The organism is Candidatus Poriferisocius sp., assembly GCF_965204015.1.
In the GTDB taxonomy this organism is placed as follows: Bacteria; Actinomycetota; Acidimicrobiia; order Acidimicrobiales; family Bin134; genus Poriferisocius.
Map to the genome: position 1 here is coordinate 3,046,713 of NZ_OZ241965.1, position 19,717 is coordinate 3,066,429.

The 19,717-nt window shown below is 65.3% G+C and carries 18 protein-coding genes; 10 read left to right on the forward strand and 8 right to left on the reverse strand.

The window, feature by feature from the left end; genetic code table 11:
* Positions 1-60: 60 nt before the first annotated feature.
* Positions 61-933, reverse strand: a complete 873-nt coding sequence (locus ACOGJC_RS13680; protein WP_419845553.1) for an LLM class F420-dependent oxidoreductase — start codon at positions 931-933, stop codon at positions 61-63.
* Positions 934-993: 60 nt separating this feature from the next.
* Between ACOGJC_RS13680 and ACOGJC_RS13685 the strand changes: the two genes are divergently transcribed.
* From ACOGJC_RS13685 to ACOGJC_RS13695, 3 genes are read left to right on the forward strand one after another with little or no spacing between them, the layout of a single operon-like run.
* The gene (locus ACOGJC_RS13685; protein ID WP_419845554.1) at positions 994-1,782 is read left to right on the forward strand and encodes an enoyl-CoA hydratase/isomerase family protein; all 789 of its coding nucleotides are present in this window, start codon (positions 994-996) and stop codon (positions 1,780-1,782) included.
* A complete protein-coding gene (locus ACOGJC_RS13690; protein WP_419845555.1) occupies positions 1,779-4,079 on the forward strand; it encodes a CoA transferase in 2,301 nt (766 codons plus the stop codon). Before ACOGJC_RS13685 ends, ACOGJC_RS13690 begins: the two co-directional genes overlap by 4 nt.
* Positions 4,080-4,107: 28 nt before the next feature.
* A complete protein-coding gene (locus ACOGJC_RS13695; RefSeq protein ID WP_419845556.1) occupies positions 4,108-5,202 on the forward strand; it encodes an NAD-dependent epimerase/dehydratase family protein in 1,095 nt (364 codons plus the stop codon).
* 14 nt (positions 5,203-5,216) lie between these two features.
* Here the strand turns inward: ACOGJC_RS13695 and ACOGJC_RS13700 are convergent, their stop codons facing one another.
* From ACOGJC_RS13700 to ACOGJC_RS13710, 3 genes are all read right to left on the reverse strand, one after another.
* Positions 5,217-7,253: an RCC1 domain-containing protein gene (locus ACOGJC_RS13700; protein WP_419845557.1), complete on the reverse strand. Its 2,037-nt coding sequence runs from the start codon at positions 7,251-7,253 to the stop codon at positions 5,217-5,219.
* A gap of 87 nt (positions 7,254-7,340) precedes the next feature.
* Positions 7,341-8,996, reverse strand: a complete 1,656-nt coding sequence (locus ACOGJC_RS13705) for a trypsin-like peptidase domain-containing protein (RefSeq protein ID WP_419845558.1) — start codon at positions 8,994-8,996, stop codon at positions 7,341-7,343.
* Positions 8,997-9,122: 126 nt separating this feature from the next.
* Complete coding sequence (locus tag ACOGJC_RS13710; protein ID WP_419845559.1) at positions 9,123-10,382, reverse strand: APC family permease; 1,260 nt, start codon at positions 10,380-10,382, stop codon at positions 9,123-9,125.
* 80 nt (positions 10,383-10,462) lie between these two features.
* On the opposite strand from ACOGJC_RS13710, the gene ACOGJC_RS13715 reads away from it, so the two are divergent.
* Positions 10,463-11,314, forward strand: coding sequence for an enoyl-CoA hydratase/isomerase family protein (locus ACOGJC_RS13715; protein WP_419845560.1), 852 nt, complete (start codon positions 10,463-10,465; stop codon positions 11,312-11,314).
* Between the two features lie 21 nt (positions 11,315-11,335).
* Here ACOGJC_RS13715 and ACOGJC_RS13720 read toward each other — a convergent pair whose 3' ends face one another.
* Positions 11,336-12,280, reverse strand: a complete 945-nt coding sequence (locus ACOGJC_RS13720) for a TauD/TfdA dioxygenase family protein (RefSeq protein WP_419845561.1) — start codon at positions 12,278-12,280, stop codon at positions 11,336-11,338.
* 50 nt (positions 12,281-12,330) lie between these two features.
* Between ACOGJC_RS13720 and ACOGJC_RS13725 the strand changes: the two genes are divergently transcribed.
* The gene (locus tag ACOGJC_RS13725; protein ID WP_419845562.1) at positions 12,331-13,194 is read left to right on the forward strand and encodes an SMP-30/gluconolactonase/LRE family protein; all 864 of its coding nucleotides are present in this window, start codon (positions 12,331-12,333) and stop codon (positions 13,192-13,194) included.
* Positions 13,195-13,229: 35 nt separating this feature from the next.
* Here the strand turns inward: ACOGJC_RS13725 and ACOGJC_RS13730 are convergent, their stop codons facing one another.
* Positions 13,230-13,457 (reverse strand): hypothetical protein, encoded by a 228-nt coding sequence (locus ACOGJC_RS13730; protein ID WP_419845563.1) that lies wholly within the window; start codon positions 13,455-13,457, stop codon positions 13,230-13,232.
* Between the two features lie 178 nt (positions 13,458-13,635).
* Positions 13,636-14,379 (reverse strand): metallophosphoesterase family protein, encoded by a 744-nt coding sequence (locus ACOGJC_RS13735; RefSeq protein ID WP_419845564.1) that lies wholly within the window; start codon positions 14,377-14,379, stop codon positions 13,636-13,638.
* Between the two features lie 69 nt (positions 14,380-14,448).
* On the opposite strand from ACOGJC_RS13735, the gene ACOGJC_RS13740 reads away from it, so the two are divergent.
* Both ACOGJC_RS13740 and ACOGJC_RS13745 read left to right on the forward strand, forming a co-directional pair.
* The gene (locus ACOGJC_RS13740) at positions 14,449-15,366 is read left to right on the forward strand and encodes an SDR family NAD(P)-dependent oxidoreductase (protein WP_419845565.1); all 918 of its coding nucleotides are present in this window, start codon (positions 14,449-14,451) and stop codon (positions 15,364-15,366) included.
* Entirely contained in the window at positions 15,363-16,562 is a 1,200-nt protein-coding gene (locus ACOGJC_RS13745) for a cytochrome P450 (protein WP_419845566.1), read from the forward strand. Before ACOGJC_RS13740 ends, ACOGJC_RS13745 begins: the two co-directional genes overlap by 4 nt.
* A 7-nt stretch (positions 16,563-16,569) precedes the next feature.
* Here ACOGJC_RS13745 and ACOGJC_RS13750 read toward each other — a convergent pair whose 3' ends face one another.
* Positions 16,570-17,751 carry a cytochrome P450 gene (locus ACOGJC_RS13750; RefSeq protein WP_419845567.1) on the reverse strand — a complete coding sequence of 394 codons (1,182 nt, stop codon included), beginning with the start codon at positions 17,749-17,751 and terminating at the stop codon, positions 16,570-16,572.
* 18 nt (positions 17,752-17,769) lie between these two features.
* On the opposite strand from ACOGJC_RS13750, the gene ACOGJC_RS13755 reads away from it, so the two are divergent.
* The 3 genes from ACOGJC_RS13755 (at position 17,770) to ACOGJC_RS13765 (ending at position 19,532) form a co-directional block, all read left to right on the forward strand.
* Positions 17,770-18,708 (forward strand): cyclase family protein, encoded by a 939-nt coding sequence (locus tag ACOGJC_RS13755; protein ID WP_419845568.1) that lies wholly within the window; start codon positions 17,770-17,772, stop codon positions 18,706-18,708.
* A 120-nt stretch (positions 18,709-18,828) separates the two neighbouring features.
* A complete protein-coding gene (locus tag ACOGJC_RS13760; RefSeq protein WP_419845569.1) occupies positions 18,829-19,098 on the forward strand; it encodes a type II toxin-antitoxin system Phd/YefM family antitoxin in 270 nt (89 codons plus the stop codon).
* 14 nt (positions 19,099-19,112) lie between these two features.
* Positions 19,113-19,532 carry a PIN domain-containing protein gene (locus ACOGJC_RS13765; RefSeq protein WP_419845570.1) on the forward strand — a complete coding sequence of 140 codons (420 nt, stop codon included), beginning with the start codon at positions 19,113-19,115 and terminating at the stop codon, positions 19,530-19,532.
* The last annotated feature ends 185 nt before the right edge of the window (positions 19,533-19,717 follow it).

Consider the following 19,717-nt stretch of genomic DNA (forward strand, 5'->3'; position numbering starts at 1 on the left):
GATGTCGAACCCCTCGTGCTGTCGAGCCCCTCGCCTCTTCGATGGAGCTTCGCCGACGAACTATAGAAGGGCGTCGGCCAGGGTTCGCCATTGGGCCAGAGGCAGTTCACCCCGGGGGGCGAGCACCTGCACGGCCACGTGGTCGGCGCCGGCGTCGTGGTGGGCCTGGATGCGGCTCCGAATGGCGTCCAAGTCGCCCCAGGCCACGATGGCGTCCACCAGCCGGTCGGACTGCTCGTTCACATCCTCCTCGGTGAAGCCCAGCCGATAGAGGTTGTTCACGTAGTTGGGGAGCCCCAGATACAGGGCCATGTTCTCCCGGGCCAGCGCCCGAGCTGCCTCGGGATCGGTCTCCAAGCACACCTTCTGCTCGGGGGCCAACAGGGCGTCGGGTCCCATGATCTCCCGGGCCAGGGCAGTGTGCTCGGGGGGCACGAAATAGGGGTGAGCGCCCGCGGTACGTTCGGCGGCCAGCGCCAGCATCTTGGGGCCCAGAGCGGCCAGCACCAAGGGCGGGTTTTCGTCGGGGCCGTGCGCCATGTACATAGCCCCCTCCATCTCGTTGAGGTACTCCACCATGAAGGAGTAGGGCTTGGAATAGTCCAGCTTGCGAATACCCTCGATGAAAGGCCCGTGGCTCACGCCGATGCCCAGCAGGAACCGGTTGTCATATGCCTCGGCCACCGTCTTTTGGGCGGCTGCGGTGGTCATGGGGTGGCGGGCGTGGACCTGCACGATGCCGGTGGCGATCTTCAGCGTGCTGGTGGCCCCCAGCATGACCGATGCCGACACGAACGGATCCCGGCCCACTGCCTCGGGGATCCACACCGTGGGCCAGCCCATCTCCTCGAGTTCGGCGACGACCTCCCGTACCCGGTTCGAGGGCTGCTGGTCCAAAACGCCCTGCCACAATCCGATGCTTCCGATGTCCATGGCGGGGAGGCTAGCGGTGACCTGGAATCGGGTCGCATCGGCGGGACTACGCTTCGGGCCGTGCCAAGTTACGAGACCTTGCTATTTGAGGAGTCCGACGGAGTGGCGGTGGTCACGATCAACCGTCCCGAGCGGCTCAATGCCATGGACAACACTGCGTGCGACGAGCTTCGGGCCGTATGGGCTCACCTTCGCTACAACGACGATGTGCGGTGCGTGATCCTCACCGCCGCCGGCGAGCGGGCCTTCAGCACCGGTGTGGATATAACCGGCTCGTGGAAGCAGCCGGCCTCGCCGTTCATGGTGGACGATCCAATCTCCACCGTCGGACCCAAGTCCAACGACTACTGGCGCCCGGTGATCGCCGCGGTCAACGGCATGGCCGCCGGGGGAGCGTTCTATTTGCTGGGCGAGGTGGAGTTCATCATCGCCTCCGACAACGCCACCTTCTTCGACCCCCACGTGAGCCACGGCATGCCCGCGGTGAACGAGCCCATGTTCATGCTCCAGCGGATGCCGCTGGGGGAAGTCATGCGGATGTCGCTGCTGGGCCGCCATGAGCGCATGTCGGCCCAGCGGGCCTTCCAGATCGGGCTGGTGCAGGAGGTGGTGCCGCTGGACGAGCTGATGGACACGGCCCGCTGGTGCGCCGAAGCCATTGTTTCGGCCCCCGAACGCCTCGCTGTTGAGGCCACCATGAAAGGACTGTGGACGGCGCAGTACACCACGTTGGCCAACGCCATGAACAGCGGGGTGGCCTTCTTGAGTCTGGCCGGGGCTGAGGAGGAGATCACCGAGAAGGCCCGGGGCATCAAGGAGCAGACCCGCATCGAGCCCCGCATCCGATGAGCCCTTCTGAGCCCATGGGGCCCGGTGCGCTGGACGGGTTGCGGGTAGTCGATCACACCGACCTGCGGGGTGCGCTGTGTGCCCGAGTGCTGGGTGATCTGGGGGCTGAGGTGATCCGGGTGTCGCCAGTTCCCGATCCCGCCGGCCTGGCCCACGCTCATCGCAATGCCAACAAGGCGCCGGGCGACCCCGCCGAGTTGGAGGCGCTGATGGCATCCGCCGACCTGCTCATCGACAACACCGGCTTGGACCTCGACGAAGTGTCCGGGCGCCATCCTCAACTCGTGGTGGTGGCTCTGACCGATATGGGGATGTCCGGCCCCCGTTCGGACTGGAAATTGGAGCCGCTGCCGGCATTCGCGTCCTCGGGCGGGCACTTCCTGTCGGGCTTCCGGGAGAAGTCACCGTGCTGGCACCCCGGCTATCTGGCTCATGACTGCGCCTCGGTGTTCGGCGCCATCGGCGGGCTGGCCGCGGTGATGGACCGCCGTCGCCACGGCCACGGCCAGGTGGTGGAGGTCAGCGTGCAGGAGGCGGCCCTGTCGGGGCTCAACCCCTGGTCGGTGCTGATCCCCGACTATGTACGGCATTTTCCCGAACTGCCCGATGAGGGTCGCCGCAACGCCGACGGGAACTATTGGATTTTCCCGGCCCGCGACGGCTGGGTGCGCACCGTGATCGGAACCCCCTACCAGTGGACCGGCTTCGTGGAGGTGCTGGGCAACCCCGACGCTCTGACCGGTCCGGAGTGGGCCGATGGGGTGTTTCGAGGGAGAAACCGGGACGTGATCCACATGGTGGCCGACGAGATCACCTCGCAGCGGGACCGATCTGATCTGTTCGAACAGGGCCTGGCCGCAGGCACCACTATCGGGGTGATCCAGTCTCCCAGCGAGTTTGCCGCCCATCCGCAAGTAGCCGGCCGGGGATTCTTCCGCTGCGACGTGGAGGGTTCTGAGGGCTTGCCCATGCCCGATGCCCCCTGGAAGCTGTCGGGCACCCCCGCCGGAGTGCGGAACCGGGCCCCTCAGGCAAAAGACAAGCGAGTTCAGTTCAATGCCCGTTCTGCAGACAATCCGTGGGCACCAGGCTCGTCAAACGGCTCAGGCGGCAACGGGCAATTGTTGGCCGGAGTTCGGGTGGTGGAGTTCGGCATGGCCGCGGTGGTGCCCGAGGGCACCTGGATGCTGTCGGAGCTCGGGGCCGACGTCATCAAGATCGAATCGGTGGCCCATCCCGACTCTTTGCGCTTCGCCGGTCGGGGCGACCTCAACAAGGCCTTCCCGTTCAACGCCGAGAGCCGGGGGCGGCGGTCGGTGGCCCTCGATATGACCACCGAGAAGGGACGAGAACTGGCCCTGGAGCTGTTCATGGCTGCCGACGTGGTAGCCGAGAACCTGCGGGGCGGGTCGCTGGACAAGCTCGGGTTGGGGTGGGATGACATGTCGGCCCGGCGGTCCGATCTGGTGTACGTGTGTTCGCAGGGCTACGGCCGGGGTGGCCCGATGGGCAAGATGCCGGCCTACGGGCCGCTCAACGCCAGCTTCGCCGGTGCCCACTGGCTGTGGAACCACGCCGATGTGCCATTCCCGTGCGGCACCACGCTGAACCACCCCGACCACATTGCGGGCAAGCTGTTGGCGGTGGCGGTGTTGGCCGCCCTCGACCACAAGCAGCGCACCGGCGAGGGTCAGCTTATCGATATGGCCCAGACTGAAGCCGCCGCCTACCTCATTGGCGAGGTGTACATGGGCGCGGCCGAAGCCGGCGCCGATCCTCAGGCCTGCGGCAACCGCTCGGAGGAGGTCGCCCCCCACGACGTGTACCGCGCCGGCGGCGATGACGACTGGGTGGCGCTGGCCTGCCACGACGACGAGTCGTGGCAGCGGTGCTGCGAGGTCATCGGCGTGGAGAACCGGTGGCCGGCCAACGCTGACCGGCTGGCCCACGTCGAGGCGGTGGACGCCGCAGTAGCCGCCTGGATGTCCCGGGGCCTGGCCGCCGAGCGGGCCGAGCGCCTACAGGCCGCCGGGGTGTCGGCCATGGCGGTGATGGGGCCTTATGACCATCTAGGCGATGAGCATCTGGCCGTTCGGGGGGCGCTCGACGTGTTGGAGCACCCGGTTGTGGGCAAAGAAACCCACGTGGCCAATCCCATTCGCTTCAGCCGCACCGCCAAGCGCACCGCCGGTCCGTCCCCGCTTCTCGGTGTGGACACCGTCGAGGTGCTGGGCGAAGTGCTCGGGATCCCACCCGATGAGGTAGAAGCCCTCGCCGAGGCCGGCGTGTGCCGCTGAGCTCGAATCAGAGAACAAGGGAGCAGGAATGAAGGTCTTGGTCATGGGCGGGAGCCAGTTCAACGGCTACTCGCTGGTCATGGAACTCGTCAAGCATGGCCACGAGGTCACGGTGTTGAACCGGGGGCGCACTGCGGTTGACTTCCCCCGGTCGGTTCGCCGGCTGGTGGCGGATCGCACCGACCACGAGCAGGTGCGGTCGGTGCTCGGCGAGGAGAGCTTCGACGTGGTCCAGGACATGAGCGCCTACCACCCCGCCGACGTGGAGCTGATGATCGAGGTGTTCGAAGGGCGCATCGGCCACTACATCTTCGCCTCTTCCACGGTCATCTACGGCCCAACCGACATCCTGCCCATCACTGAGGACCACCTCGTTGACCGCGGTCCCAACCAGAACGAGTACGGGCTGCACAAGCTGCTGTGTGAGGACATCCTGGTCGACGCCTGGCGCAGTCGGGGCTTTCCGGCCACCATCGTGCCGTTCTCCATGGTGTTCGGCCCCCGCAACATCCTCGCCGACCGAGAGCAGCGGATGATCCTGCGGTTGCTGCGGGGCCGGCCCGTGCTCATCCCCGGCGACGGCACCACCCTGGGCCAGGTCGGCCATGTGGACGATCAGTCCCGAGCCCTGCGGATGATGATGCTCCAGCCCCAGACCTACGGGAAGCGCTACAACCTCACCGGCGGGACCTACCAGTCAGACAACGGCTATGTGGACACCTTCGCCGAGGTGCTGGGCGTGAAGGCCAACAGGGTATTCATCCCTGCCCCGGTGATGGACGACCTGTGGGATGGCGCTTTAGTGTTCGAGGAGGGGCGGGCCTCTCCGGTGAACATCGACATCCGCAGCTCTGACACCGCGAGAGCCAATGCCGACCAAACCCGGCGGCGGTTCAAACTGGCCCAGCTCGTGCAGCGCCTAGCCCCGAACCTGCACCGCTGGAACCGCAGCGTCGTGTTCTCCGTCGACCGGCTGAGAGCCGACATCGGCTGGGCGCCGGAATACACCCTGGCCGGCATGGTCGACCACGTGCATCGCTGGATGGTCGCCGAGGACCTCGACCAGAGCCTCGATCTGGACTTCACCTTCGAAGACCAGATTGCCGATCATGTCGGGCGCTGAGAGCGCCATAGCAACTAGGCGGAGTCGGCGGGCCCAGAAGCGCTAAGTAGTCCGGCCATGAACTGGCCTGCGGGCGGGTCGGTCGGGCTGTCCGGCCCCCAGCAGGCGATGGTGCCGTCGGCCCTGATCGCGCAGGAATGGCTGAAGCCGGCTGCGACGGCGGCGAAGAGGCCCGGAGGCGCGTCGGTCTGACCGTTTTCGTTGCTGCCCCAGCAGGTGACGGTGTTGTCGATCCCGAGGGCGCACGAGTGGTAAGCGGTCGATGCAATGGCGGTGAATATGCCCAGAGGCGCGTCGGCATCGCCGTCCCAGCCCCAGCAGGTGATGGTGTTGTCGGTCCTGATGGCGCAGGAATGGCCGGTGCCGACGGCGATAGCGGTGAATTGGCCTGAGGGCGCGTCGACTTGGCCGCGGTTGTTGTCTCCCCAGCAGGTGATGGTGTAGTCGGCTCTGATGGCGCACGAATGGTAATAGCCGGCGGCGATGGCGGTGAATTGGCCGGGAGGCGCGTCGGTCTGACCGTTTTCGTTGCTGCCCCAGCAGGTGATGGTGTTGTCGGCTTTGATGGCGCAGGAATGGATGACGCCGGCTGAGATGGCGGTGTATTGGCCCAAAGGCGCGTCGCCTTGGCCGTACCCGTTGCTCCCCCAGCAGGTGATGGTGTTGTCGGTCTTGATGGCGCAGGAATGGCGTTGGCCAGCTGCGATGGCGGTGAATTGGCCGGGAGGCGCGTCGCTTCGGCCGCGGCCGTTGTTGCCCCAGCAGGTGATGGTGTTGTCGGCTCTGATGGCGCACGAATGGTGATAGCCGGCTGTGATCGTGGTGAACTGGCCCGCGGGTGGCTTGGACGGACTCTCCTTCCCCCAGCAGGCGATGGTGTTGTCGGCTCTGATGGCGCACGAATGGTAAACGCCGGCTGAGATGGCGGTGTACTGGCCCAAAGGCGGATCGGCCTGCCCGTTGTCGTTATTGCCCCAGCAGACGATGTTGGCGATGGTGTTTTCGGCACTGATGGCGCACCAGTGGTCAAAGCCGCCTGCGACGGCGGTGAATTTGCCTTTGGGGGCAAGTGATCGAGCCCTGCCGGACCAGCCCCAGCAGGTGATGGTCTTATCGGCGCTGATGGCGCACGAAGACGATGTGCCGGCTGCGATGGCGGTGTACTGGCCCGAGGGCGGATCGGCCTCCCTACTGTCGTTCTGTCCCCAGCAGGCGATGGTGTCGTCGGTTCTGATGGCGCAGGCGTGGCTGTTGCCAGCTGAGATGGCGGTGAATTGGCCTGGGGGCGCGTCGCTCCGCCCGCGGTCGTTGCTTCCCCAGCAAGTGATGGTGTTGTCGGTTCTGATAGCGCAGGAATAGACGTTGCCGGCTGAGATGGCGGTGAATCGGCCTGGGGGCGGATTGCTTTGGCCACTCCCGTTGTTGCCCCAGCAGGCGATGGTGTTGTCGGTGCCTAGTGCGCAGGAATGTTGATCGCCCGTTGTGACGGAGGTGTATTGGCCTGGGGGCGGATCGCTTTGGCCATGCCCGTTGTTGCCCCAGCAGGCGATGGTGCCGTCGGTCTTGATGGCGCAGGAATGCCCGGAGCCAGATGCGATGGTTGTGGAAGCGCTTATCTCTACTGGGGCGGTGGCGGGTTCGGCTGGTTGGCCGTTTACACAGCCGCCGGGGACGATCTGGGTGTCGATGTTGAATCGGCAGCGGTAAACGTTGAGCAGCGCTTCCTGGGAGACGATGAGGCTGTCGCGGGCGTAGACCTCGTTGGCGTTGGGGGTGCCGGCGAACGGAGTGGGTTCGGCGGCGGGTTCGGCTGGTTGGCCGTTTACACAGCCGCCGGGGACGATCTGGGTGTCGATGTCGAATCGGCAGCGGTAAACGTTGAGCAGTGCTTCCTGGTTGAAGATCAGCTGGTCACGCGTGGTGATGTCGTCGAGCGAGGCGGTTTGCGCCCCGGCGGTTGCTGGCCAATAGAGCGCTGGGACCAGTACGGCAATCGCAGCGATCAGCCGGAAGGCAAATCTCCGTCGTGGGGAGCAGGGCAGGAGGGGCATGGCGTTGCCTTTCACAATTGTGCTTCCGTGGCATATTCGGGTCAGGGGCAGAAGGCAACCTAGCAGTGAGCAGGCAATGGCGCTTCGCTACTCCTGGACCCGCTCGACGGTCAAGATGTAGCTGATGTCTTGTGTTCCCGAGCTCTCGTCGATGTAAATGGCGTATCTTCCAGCCTCAGGGGCAACGAACCGGAGGTGGGCGTTGGTGGAGAACCCCAGACCGGTGTGGGGATCTATGTCTTCGCTCTTCTCTGATTCGCCGGTGTCGCGGTTTCTCACCGTGATGGTGGTGTCGGCCAGGATTGAATCGGTGCTGATCTCAATGACCTCGTCTTCTTCGAGGCTGATCTTGAACCAATCGGTGTCATAGGGGTGGTCGAAGAAACCGTAGAAGACCTCGACATCGCCTTGATCCAACAAGGTGCTGCCGTCAGCTTCATCCCGATAAGGGCGAAGCCTGATTGAGCTGGTCAGCTCGAAATCGAATTCACCATCTGACTCGCTTTTAATTCTCACGAAGTGATTGCCGCTGCGAAGCACTTCAAAGGTGGTTCTTTCGACCCCGGTCTCGGTCTTGTCCTGGGTGACGAGTGTCTTCACTGCATCGGAGACGATGATGACCCCGTCGCTGGTGCCCTTGATGGCGATGGTGACTTTGGTGCCGGCGGCCGCGTTGAAGGTGAAGGCCGGGCTGTCGATGCCCTGGACCCCGGTGACCTGGTGCTCGAAGTCCCCGAATTTTCTCGGAGCCCGACGTTCGGTCTTGTCCTCGGGAGGCCGGTAGCTATTGATCAGCCTCTCGATGATCACCGCATCGTCAGCCGCCGACGTGGCCAGAGCGAATCCTACTTCGCTGAACCTCCACGTGGAGATGCCCACTACTTCTCCTCGCAAGTTGAGAAGGGCGCCGCCGCTTTGCCCGCCGGCTATTGCCGCGTCGGACTGGAGCAGGGTGAGGTTGTAGGTGGTCCATTCGCGCAAGCGAGACAAGATGCCCCGGGTGATGGCGGGTTGGGGGAACAGCTCGGGCTCCGACGGGTAACCCACCAACAGGAGATCGCTGCCCGGAGGCAGATCATCTCGATCAGAGAACGTCAGCGGTCGATAGGGAACGTCAATCGGTCCCAGTACCGCCAAGTCGGCTATGAAGTCCCGTCCGATGACTGGCACGCCCTCGAATTCGGTGCCGTCGGGGAACACCAGCCAGGCCTCGTCATAGGGCCACACCACGTGATTGTTGGTAACGATGTAGCCCCCTTCGATCAAAATCCCGCTGCCGAGCTTTGACGACGTCTCGACCAGTGCGATCGAGGGGGATACCAGCGCGTACACCTCAGCTGGGGACAACTCTTCGCCCTGTGCCGTGGGGGTGGGGCGGGGAGACGGTGTGGGAGTGGGCGTGGGTGTGGTTGTGGGCTCTGGTGCTTGGTGACCGCAGCCCCCCGGGACGACGAGCGTGTCGATATTGAACCGGCAGCGATAATCGTTGAGCAGCGCTTCCTGCGCGTTCACCAGCCAGTCGCGCCGGGTGAGTTCCTCGGCCGTCGGTGTTCCGGTGAACGGTTGGGGCTCGATGGCGGGAAGCCCGGGGGCGCCGTCAACACATCCCCCCGGGAGGAGATGGGTGTCGATGTCGAATCGGCAGCGGTAGATGTTGAGCAGCGCCTCCTGTTCGGCGATCAGCTGATCGCGCCGAGCGACCTCCTCCCAGCTAACCGACTGGGCTCCAGCAGTGTTGGTCACCGAGAGCACCGCCGCGAATATGGCCAGAACAACCGCAACCCGAACAACCAGACGACGCGGCGAAGTGGTAGTAGGTACCACTATTGACCGATGTGTCGATCTCACGGTTTCCCTTCTTGCTGCTTGCTATGCCGAAGATGCCGGGTTCAAGGTCTGGCGAATGCGCCAGATCAGGATACCGGCAACGAGAACGGACAGGCCGGTTAGCACCGAGGGAACGGGCAGAGTGAAAGCCAAGGTGACGCATCCGATGAAGCCGAGGCCGCTCAGCGCCCTGGGCCAACGCCGTTGGGCGGGGGAGAGGGTCCAAGCCGAGGCGTTGGTCACGGCGTAGTAGAACAGCACGCAAAACGAGCTGAAGCCAAGCACGCTGCGCAGATCAGTGAGCGACACCAGCACGATCACCGCGGCGGCCACCGCGATCTCGGCGTAATGGGGCACTTTGTAGGTTGGATGGACCTTGTCCAAGACCCGGGGCAGATCCCCTTCGGCAGCCATGGCGAAGGTGGTGCGACTCACTCCGGCGACAAGGGCGAGGAGTGCGCCGGCCGACGCGATGGCTGCACCCACCCGCACCACCGGGGTGAGCCCGTTCCACGATCCGGCGTCGGTGGCCGCGGCCAGCGGGGCGGCCGCCTCGGCCAGAAGATCAGGGCCGACCGCCCAAAGGGCGGTGGCCGACACTGCGGCGTATACCACCAGGGTGATGCCCAGCGCGGCGGGGATGGCCCGGGGGATGGTCCGGGCCGGATCTTTGATCTCCTCGCCGAGGGTGGCGATGCGGGCGTAGCCGGCGAAGGCGAAGAACAACAGGCCGGCTGACTCCAAGATCCCTCGGGCCCCGCCGGCTCCCCAGTCGGCCAAATGGTCGGCATCGGTGTTGCCCCCGCCGACCGAGGCCGCCACCACCAGCCCGAGGGCGATGAGCACCAGCGAGACGGTGACCCGGGTGGCCTTTGCGGTACGAGTGATGCCCCGGAGGTTGATGGCGGTTACCACCACAACTGCGGCGATGCCTGCTGGCCGAGGAGCCTCGGGGAAGGTGTAGGCCCCAAACGCAAGCGCGGATACCGACAAGGTGGCCGACTTGCCGATGACAAATCCCCAACCGGCACTGAACCCAGCCAGATGCCCCAGGCGCTTGCGGCCATAGATATACGTGCCCCCCGATGCGGGGTAGAGGGCGGCCAACTGGGCCGAGGAGGTGGCATTGCAGAACGCCACCATCCCAGCCACCGCCAGCCCAATCATCAGCCCTGCTCCGGCGGCTGCTGCTGCTGGCCCGATGGCGGCGAACACGCTGGCGCCGATCATCGAGCCCAGTCCCATCACGATCGCGTCCCCGGTACCCAGCCGTCGGGCCAAACGAGTGGGAGGGTCGCTCACAGATCGCAGGATAGAAGGGTGGCAGGCTCATTCCTGCTCCCCTGCGGCGAACAGGTTGCTCTTCCGACAGGATAGGGGCCATGGCTCAAGACCAAGTGACCTACGAGACAGACGGAGCGGTGGCGTCGATCACCCTCAACCGGCCAGAGGTTTTCAATGCCTTGACCGACGAGATGTTCGATCAGATCGTGGCGTTCGTCCGCCAGGCCGAGTCCGACGACGACGTGAAGTGCATCGTCTTGGCCGGGGCAGGACGGGGTTTCACCGCGGGGTTCGACCTGTCCAGCCCCGACGACTTCTACGGTGGGGCGGAGACCAAGGGAGGGCGATTCGCCATTGCCGGGCTGCGCCGTCGCGCCTGGGTGATGCGCGACCTGCTGTATTCGGCCAAGCCCATTGTTGCCCGGGTCCACGGTCCGTGTATCGGGGCCGGGCTGTACCTGGTGCTGGTGTGCGACTTCGCGGTGGTGTCCGATGACGTGGTGTTCGGCCTGCCCGAGGAGCGGTTCGGCTCGGCGGGCACCTCGTGGCTGTATCCCATGCTGGCCTCCCAGATCGGCTTGAAGCGGGCCAACGAGCTGGTGGTGACGGGGCGCAAGTTCGACGCCGCCGAGGCCGAGCGGCTTGGCCTGGTCAACCGGGTGGTGTCCTCAGAGGAGTTGGACGAGGCGGTGGCTGAGCTCACTGGGGCGCTGGCCAGCCTGCCCCGCGACGGCATCGCTACCGGCCGCACCGTGGCCCATCTGGCCTACGACATGCTGGGCATCGGCCAAGCGTTCACCCCCCACTACGGCGTTCATCCCCTGTTCGTGATGGGCACCCGCCGCAGTCCCGATGAGTTTGACTTCCACGAGACGTCGCGGGAGAAGGGCATGAAGGGTGCGCTGGCCGAGCGCGACGAGCGTTTCGGAGGCGACTACTGGGGCTGGTAGGGAGCAGCCGCCGACCGGCGACTATTGAGACTGGTAGGCGACCCTAGGCATCATGGCGGCCTTGGGTTCGTAGGGGACTGACGGGTCGAAGTAGGGGCGGTCGCCGTCCACGGTGCAGCGGCGAATCTCGCGGATTTCGGGATAGTGGTCAGAGACCCCGCGGTGATTGGTTGACCGCTCGTCCCAGATGGCCAGATCGCCCTCGGTCCACGACCAACGGCAGTGGAAGCGGGGTTGGTTGATGTGGCGCATCAAAAAGTCGAGTAGGGCGGTGCTTTCGGCTTCAGTCAGCCCGACCACGTACTGATGGAAGTTGGTGGCCACGTATAGCGCTCGCCGTCCGGTCTCGGGGTGGGTCCTCACCAGCGGGTGGTTGACTCCGGGGTAGGCCTCCCGCAACAGGGGCACCAAGTCCCAGCTTCCCGACTTCTCGGCCATGTTCGTGCAGAACTGCGGGTAGTTGGAGTGGTGGAGCTCCAATCCGTCGATCATGGCCCGCATTGGCTCCGACAGGGCATCGTAAGCCGACGTGATGCTGCACCACATGGTGTCGCCCCCATAGGGGGGTGCGACCACGGATTGGAGCAGAGCAATCTTGGGGGGTACTTCGATCCAGGTCACGTCGGTGTGCCAGTTGTCGGTGGTGGGCAGGCTCTCCGCGTCGTCGCGGATGACAGAGGTACCTGGCTCGGTCACCCCCATCACGGCTTGAAGCGGGTAGATGCTGGGTTGGCCCCACAGGGAGGCCAACTCCAGTTGGTCTTCGGCACTCATGGGCACATTGCGGAACAGGATCACCTCGTGGCGGAGCAGCGCTTCATGAATCTCGGCGAACTGCTGGTCGGTCAGACCGTCTCGGGGGTCCACCCCGGAGATCACCGCGCCCAGTGATCCACCGATCCGGTCAACCTGGATGGTCTCGTAGGACTCCACCGCGTCGAGACTTGGGGTGAGGGTCATGCTCATGGGGCTATTGTGCCATCTCGTCCGACTGCAAGCCGATAAGGAGGAACCTGATGCGCACGATCTTGGACGGGCTCAACTTTTCCGAGGGACCCCGGTGGCGCGACGGCGCGCTGTGGTTCTCCGATATGCACGCCCACCGGGTGATCCGAACCGACCTCGACGGCAACGCCGAGACCGTGGCGGTGGTGGACTGGGACGACCCGTCGGGGTTGGGCTGGCTGCCCGACGGCCGGCTGCTGGTGGTGGCCATGTCCACCCAGAAACTGCTGCGCCAAGAGCCCGACGGCTCGATGGTCGAGCACGCCGACCTCTCGCCGTTGGCTATTGGCGACATCAACGACATGATTGTCCGCTCCGACGGCACCGCCTATATCGGCGACATGGGCCAGAGAATCCACGCCGGCGGTGACCGGCACACCGGCCAGACCTTTAGGGTGACCCCCGACGGTTCGGTGAGCGTGGGCGCGGCCGAGATGGAAGCCCCCAACGGCCACATCCTGACCCCCGACGAGGAGACGCTGATCGTGGCCGAGAGCGCGGCCTTCCGGCTCACCGCCTTCGACGTGGCCCCCGACGGCACCCTGTCCAACCGAAGGGTCTACGCCGAGCTGGTTCCCGAATCCGACCGGGCCCCAGTGGCCCCTCCCGACGGCATCTGCCTCGACGCCGAGGGCGCGGTGTGGGTGGCCGACCCGCTAGGCCTGCGAGTGTTTCGGGTGCTGCCCGGCGGCGAGGTGACCGACTCCTACGACATGGCCCCCAAAGTGCCGGTGGCCTGCGTGCTCGGCGGCGACGACCGCGGCACACTCCTCATCTGCGCCGCCGACGACTGGAAGAGAGAAGTGGTCACCGCGGCGAAAACCGGCGCCATCTACGCCACCGAAGCCGCCGTCCCCGGCGTCGGCAAGCCCTGAGCGGCCGGAGTCATTCGTGGCTGCCCTTGGCGGGTCTACCAGTCCAATGCCCTGGTTAGTAAGACGTTGATGAGGCCGTGAGCGGAGAAGTTCAATAGCCAGCGCAGATGCTTCTGTTGACGGGCTTCGGGATAGTCCGACAGCTCCCCCCAGCCCTTACGCTGGCACCACTTCTCGAAGCCCACATAGACAGCGCCGAACACGACTACAAGGACCAGCGAGGCGACGAGCAAGCCCAATCCGCCGGGCCAAACAGCGAGCACTATGGCCGCGGTGATGTTCGCGGCAGTGATCGACCGGAAGAATCGGGAGCGTCGCAGGTAGAGGATCGTCGGAGTGATGCTGAGAGACTAGATGTCCGCAAGCGAGACCTAGTGGACGCGCCGCTGCTAACTGGTGAAATTACGTCACCGGGGTTGCCGTACCCGGCGTGGGCAAGCCTTAGTCGATGGGCTGGGGTGTCAGCTCGCGCAGGGATACGGAGACGCCGGTATCGGGGCTGAGGCTGACTAGCACTACGGCGGGCTCGCCTTCCAATGACTCGGCGGTGGCGCCGGAGTAGGCGACCAGCGAGGGAGATTCGCGCACTACTTGGTGGCGGTGAATGTGGCCCAGGGCGACGTAGTCCCAGTCGAGGGCGTCGAGGTGGCTGGGGTAGATGGGAGATGAGCGGTACGACGGCGTCTCGTCGGGCATGACCAGGCCGTGGCCCATAGCTATGCACCAGCCATTGTCTGGGCGGGGAGGGAGTCCTTCGAGGGGGTGGAAGCCGGGGTGATGGTCGTCCATCGACTTTCCCCAGACGGTGAGGTCCAACTCGGGGAGGTGCGTGGTGGTTCCCTCAAGGGAGTCGAGGACCGTAACTGGGAGATCCTGGATGTGGGGAGCGAACCGATGGAGCACCGATGTTTCGGGATGGGCATCGTGATTGCCGGCGATCATCACCACTGGGCACGAGAGCCGAGCCAGTTGGGATGCGGCCCAACTCAGCACGTCGTCGCCCACCCGGTTGTGATCGAACAGGTCGCCGGAGATGACCAAGGCATCAACGCGCTCGTCGATGGCCAGGTCCATGGCTGCGGCAAACGCCTTCTCTTGGCGCTTGGCGGGAGAGGTGCCCAGATGGCAGTCCGAGGTGTGCAGCAGCGAGAGGGCTTGGCGTCGTTGGCTTTGGTTGTCGGTCACGTTGCTGGTAGTCCTTGGCTCAACCTGTCGGCGTAGGCTCGCACATAATTTCTTACGGGAGGCAAGGCTATGGCAGAACGGGCCTGCGAGGGCAAGGTTGCGCTGGTTACCGGGGCCAGCAAGGGGGGAACGGGCACCGCGATCGCGGTGCGTCTGGCTGCCGAGGGCGCCCGAGTGGCCATCACCGCTCGCGACGAGCAGGGCTTGGCTGCAACCAAGGAACGCATCGAATCGTTCGGCGGGGAGTGCCTGGTGCTTCCGTCGGACCTAAGCGATCCCTCTGGAGCTCGCACCGAGCTGGTGCCCAGGACAGAAGAGGCATTCGGGCCGATCGACATCTTGGTGAACAACGCCGCCTTCGGTGGGTATTACCCGTTTGAGATGGTTACCCCCAAGCAGCTCGAGCTGAGTTTGCAGGTAAACCTGTGGGCTCCGTGGGAGATGATGTCGTCGGTGGTCGGCGGGATGCGCGAGCGGGGGAGCGGGTCGATCTTGAACCTCACTACCTTCTCCGCTGAATTGCCGCCCGGACCTCCGTTTCCGTCGAGCAAGCCCTCAAAAGCCGGATTCGTATATGGCGGGCCGAAAGCGGCCTTGAACAAGCTGACCGTTTCGGCGGCCAGCGAGTGCGAGGGGCAAGGGGTTTCGGTAAACGCCCTCACCCCCCAAGCGGCCATTGCCACCCCGGCGTTGGTGGAGGCAGGCTGGATCGACGAGGACATGTTCGAACCGCTGGAGACCATGGCCGAGGCCGCCTTGGCCCTGGTTACCGGCGACCCCGATGCGCTCACCGGCCGCATCGCCTTCAGCCTGCAACTCCTGGTGGAGCTGAACCGACCGGTACGCGATCTCATGGGAGAGTCACTAGTGGAGGGCTGGCAACCGACCGATATTCCCGCGGCCATCGCCCGCCAAGAGGCCAACCTCGCTGAGCGGGGTTGGCCCGACGCCTACACCTTCGGGCGGGTCCACAGTCCCCGCCCATGAGCGACGACCTGCTCCTTCGGATCGTCACCGAACCAGAGGTGTATGCCGACCCCTATCCCTTGCTGCGGGAATTGCGGGAGACGGCACCGGTTTACAAACTCAGTTTTGCCGACTACTGGGTGCTCACCCGGTACGACGACTGCCGGATGGCGCTGCGGGATCCCCGGATGGGCAACGCCGAGCCCGGCGACGAGGTGCCGACGCTCACCGCTGAGAGAGTGCGAACTCCGAACGAGGAACGGACTTTCCTGTTCCTGAACCCGCCTGACCACACTCGGCTGCGCTCGCTGGTGAGCCGGGCCTTCACCCCCCGACGGGTCGAAGGTTTGCGGTTGGCGGTGGAGGAGATGACCGACGAGCAGTTGGACTCGCTGGCTGCTTCCGGCGGGGGTGACCTGATCGAAGAGCTGGCCTTTCCCTTGCCGGCCAACGTCATTAGCGAGTTGGTGGGGGTGCCCCGGGCCGATCGCGATTGGTTGCGGCCGTTGGTGTCCGATCTGGCCGGCACCCTCGAGCCGAACCAAAGCCTGGAAAGCCTGGAGCGGGCCGAAGCCTCTGGGGTCAAGGTGGCGGCCTACTTCGATGAGCTGATCGACCAGCGGCGAGCCGAGCCCCGCGACGACCTGCTATCAGCGCTGATCGCGGCCAGCGACGGAGAGGACCGGCTCACCCAGCGAGAGATCGGGCTCACCTTGTCGCTGATCTATGCCGCGGGCTTCGAAACCACCACCAACCTGATCGGCAACATGGTCCACACGCTCATCCGGCATCCCGAGGAGTTGGCCCGGCTGCGGGCCGATCGGTCGCTGGTGCCCGGCGCGGTGGACGAGGTGCTTCGCTATCAGCCTCCTGTGCAGGTGGACGCCCGGTACACCTTCGAAGACGTGGAGATCGGAGGGCACGCCATCGCGAAAGGAAGCATGGTGCTGATGCTTCTGGGGGCGGCCAACCGCGACCCCGACGTGATCGACGATCCCGACCGGTTCGATATCGGCCGCCAAGAGACACCGCTGCTGTCGTTCGGATCAGGCATCCACTACTGCCTTGGTGCTTCACTGGCTCGCCTTGAAGGCCAAGTAGTGCTGGCTGGCCTGCTGGACCGTTTCGAGACCTGGACGCCCTTGGAGGACGATCCCCCCTGGAAAGACAGGCTCACCCTGCGAGGACTGGCCCGCTTACCAGTGGCTCTGTCCTAGCCGAAAGTCAGAAGACGATCGGCACCGAGGCATAGCCCTGCTGGAAGGAACCCGGCAGGCGGACCACCTCGTCGGCGGGCACCTCGAAGTCGGGGATGCGGGCCAAGGCTTCCTCGATGATCACCCGGCCCTCCAAACGGGCCAGATGGGCGCCGATGCAGTAGTGCAAACCATGACCGAAACCGAGCTGGCGAGTCGGACGGCGATGGAGGTCGAAGGTCTCAGAGTCGGGGCCGAACTCCCGCTCGTCCCGGTTGGCCGACTGATACAGCAGAAACACCCGGTCGCCGGGGGCCATCTCCTGACCCCCGATCACCGTGGGACGGCATACGGTGCGGCCCAAGTGCTGGATGGGCACCTCCAGGCGCAGCATCTCCTCGAAGGCGCCCCCGCTGAGTGATGGGTCCTCGGCAAGGGCGGACCGCTGGTCGCCGTTGGCGGCCAGGTGGATGAATCCACCGCCCATCACCTTTGGGGTGGTCTCTACCCCTCCGGTGAACAAGGTGGACAGTTGAATAGCAGCGTCCTGGTCGTCGAACGGATGGCCCAGCACGTTTACTCCTAGCAGGGCCTCGATGTACTCGGGGCACTCGCCGGCCCGCTGGTCGGCCACAAAGCCGCATAGGTACTCGTGGATCTTGGCCCGGGCCGCCGGAGCGCGGTCGTCGTAGCGCATGGTCTGGTTGGCGTAGTCCACCAGCTTCTCCCCGTCGGAAAAGGGGAACCCCAGCACCAGCGAGGTCCCGGCCACCGACACCGGGGAGGCCAGCTCGGTGACAATGTCGAGCCGTCCTCGTTCCAACCCTGCTTCTACGCATTCGGCGGCCACCCGGCGCAGCTCAGCCTCCAGTTCGGCCACCGGGCGCGGGCGCAGTGGGGGATAGAGAATCTTGCGTATTTGGGTGTGAGCCGGCGGGTCCATCTGGGAGAAGCTGAGGAACGGTCCCGCTGGCAGCGGCCCCAGCTCGGCTGAGGCTGGCTGAAGCACCAGATCTCTTAAAAACACCGGCCCCTCGGCGATGGTGAACGACTCCCGGTCGCAGCTCACCTCCCACAACTCGGCGAACCGGGGTAGTGCCCACCCGTGATACTGCTCCAGGCGGTGCACCCCGCCCGCGGCCCGCAGCTCCCGGTAGATAGGCAGCGGGTCGGTGGCCACCTCCAAGGAGAACGGGTCGTAGTCGTTCATTGTGATAGAGACTGCCTTATGGGACTGAGTGACCGCACGCCGCCGACTGCTGAAGAGTACGCCGCCTACCGGGAGCGGTTCTGCAACTGGGGCCGGTGGGGGGACGACGACGAGTTTGGCACCCTCAACCACATCACGCCGGAGGCCCGCCGGGCAGCGGCTGCATTGGTGCAGACCGGGGAGGCGGTGTCGATGAGCCGGCCCATCGACACCCACGCTGGCCCGGCCAACCCCTATCCGGCCCACCACTTCGTGGGGGCGGGGGACTCGGGGGCGATGGCCGACTACTTCGGCATGTTCATCCACGGGTTCGTGCAGACCCACATCGACGCACTGTGCCACCTTCCGGTGGACGGCGGCGGCAAGTTCTGGAACGGCAAGGAGTTCGCCAAGCCTCCCATGCCCGCTGAGCACAGCGGCACCATCGACTTCTGGCGCGACGGCATCGTCACCCGTGGAGTGCTCTACGACGTCCCCCGGTTCCGGGGCACCGACTACGTGGCCCCCGGCGAGCCGGTCCACGGCTGGGAACTGGCCGACGTGGCCGCGACCCAGGGAATCGAACCCCGGCCCGGCGACGCGGTGTGCATCCGCAGCGGCATGGACGTGTACTTCGACAAGACCGGTACATCCCAGGGGATGGGGTCCAACGCCGGGGTCCACGCCTCGGCCATCGAGTTCCTCTACGAGACGGAGGCCTCCTGTCTGACCTGGGACTTCCAAGACGCCCCTCAAGAAGACCAGGGCATTCCCAACCCGATGCCCATCCGCATCGCCCTGCACGTCCACCACGTCCTGTTGCCCTACATGGGCATGCCCATCATCGACAACGCCGACTTCGAGGCGGTGGCCGCCCGCTGCGCCGACCTGGGCCGCTGGGAATTCCAGTACGTGTGCGCCCCGCTGGTGCTCCGCTACGGCACCGGTTCGCCGGTGAATCCGTTGGCAATTCTGTAAGCCAGCACAACGGCTCTGCTGGAACTAGCCAATTGCATGCGCTACGGCGCTGGTGGAGAGGTATGGCCAATAAGTGGCCATATTCTGGCCATTTATTTTCGGGCAGGGTAGGGTGGGCGTATGGATCCAGTGCCCACCCGGCGTATTGCCGCTACTGAGTTCAAGAACCGGAGTCTGGGATTGCTCAAAGAAGTCGCGGAGACCGGCGAACCCCTGACGGTGACCAGCCACGGGCACCCCATCGTCCACATCACCCCTGCGAACGAGAAACCGCTGGGAATCTTGGGGTGCGCCCCGGAATGGCGGGGGTTGATGGACGACCCCGAGTACTCCCCTTATAGCGAGGAGGAGTGGGCGCAGTTCGCCGCAGACCGGACGACGGCCGTTTAGCGCCGAGCCTGCCTGTGATCCTGCTCGACACCCACGTCCTGATCTGGGTGGCTTCTCGGAACACGGCAAAGCTCGACGCGGAGAGGCTGGAGGCGTTGGACGAGGCCATCAGGGAAGGCTCGGCAGCCGTGTCGTCGGTGACGTTTTGGGAACTGGAGCATGCCCGGCGGGACCCCGCCAATAGCGTGTCGTCCTCTTGGTCCACGCGAGAGGCGCGTCAGCGGTTGCTGGCGCGAGGCCTGATCGATGTGCAGCCGACTGCGGAGGTGTTCATCGCGTCGGTAGAGCTGGGAGACACTGGTTTTCACGGCGATCCGATGGACCGCATCATCGCAGCCACCGCCATTGACCGCGGTTGGCCACTGGCCACATTCGACAGGCGCATCATCGCTTGGGCGAACCGAACAGAACGCTTGCGCCTGCACTCCTCATAAAGCCCGGACAGCCCGCCCCCGCCTACCGTCCCACCCTGGTGCTCCACCGGCGACGTCACCGTGGCCCTGCGCGACTACATCAACGGTGCCAGAGAGTGATCGGTCATCCGCCAAGGCACCCCCAGAGCGAAAACCGATCTGGGCCGCTGGGAATTCCAATATGTTTGCGCCCCGCTGGTGCTACG

Coding starts and splice junctions, on each gene's coding strand:
- ACOGJC_RS13725 (WP_419845562.1), top strand. CDS start 12,331: ATGCGCACGATCTTGGACGGGCTCAACTTTTCCGAGGGACCCCGGTGG.
- ACOGJC_RS13760 (WP_419845569.1), top strand. CDS start 18,829: ATGGATCCAGTGCCCACCCGGCGTATTGCCGCTACTGAGTTCAAGAAC.
- ACOGJC_RS13755 (WP_419845568.1), top strand. CDS start 17,770: ATGGGACTGAGTGACCGCACGCCGCCGACTGCTGAAGAGTACGCCGCC.
- ACOGJC_RS13695 (WP_419845556.1), top strand. CDS start 4,108: ATGAAGGTCTTGGTCATGGGCGGGAGCCAGTTCAACGGCTACTCGCTG.
- ACOGJC_RS13750 (WP_419845567.1), bottom strand. CDS start 17,751: ATGAACGACTACGACCCGTTCTCCTTGGAGGTGGCCACCGACCCGCTG.
- ACOGJC_RS13690 (WP_419845555.1), top strand. CDS start 1,779: ATGAGCCCTTCTGAGCCCATGGGGCCCGGTGCGCTGGACGGGTTGCGG.
- ACOGJC_RS13700 (WP_419845557.1), bottom strand. CDS start 7,253: ATGCCCCTCCTGCCCTGCTCCCCACGACGGAGATTTGCCTTCCGGCTG.
- ACOGJC_RS13720 (WP_419845561.1), bottom strand. CDS start 12,280: ATGAGCATGACCCTCACCCCAAGTCTCGACGCGGTGGAGTCCTACGAG.
- ACOGJC_RS13715 (WP_419845560.1), top strand. CDS start 10,463: ATGGCTCAAGACCAAGTGACCTACGAGACAGACGGAGCGGTGGCGTCG.
- ACOGJC_RS13680 (WP_419845553.1), bottom strand. CDS start 933: ATGGACATCGGAAGCATCGGATTGTGGCAGGGCGTTTTGGACCAGCAG.
- ACOGJC_RS13745 (WP_419845566.1), top strand. CDS start 15,363: ATGAGCGACGACCTGCTCCTTCGGATCGTCACCGAACCAGAGGTGTAT.
- ACOGJC_RS13740 (WP_419845565.1), top strand. CDS start 14,449: ATGGCAGAACGGGCCTGCGAGGGCAAGGTTGCGCTGGTTACCGGGGCC.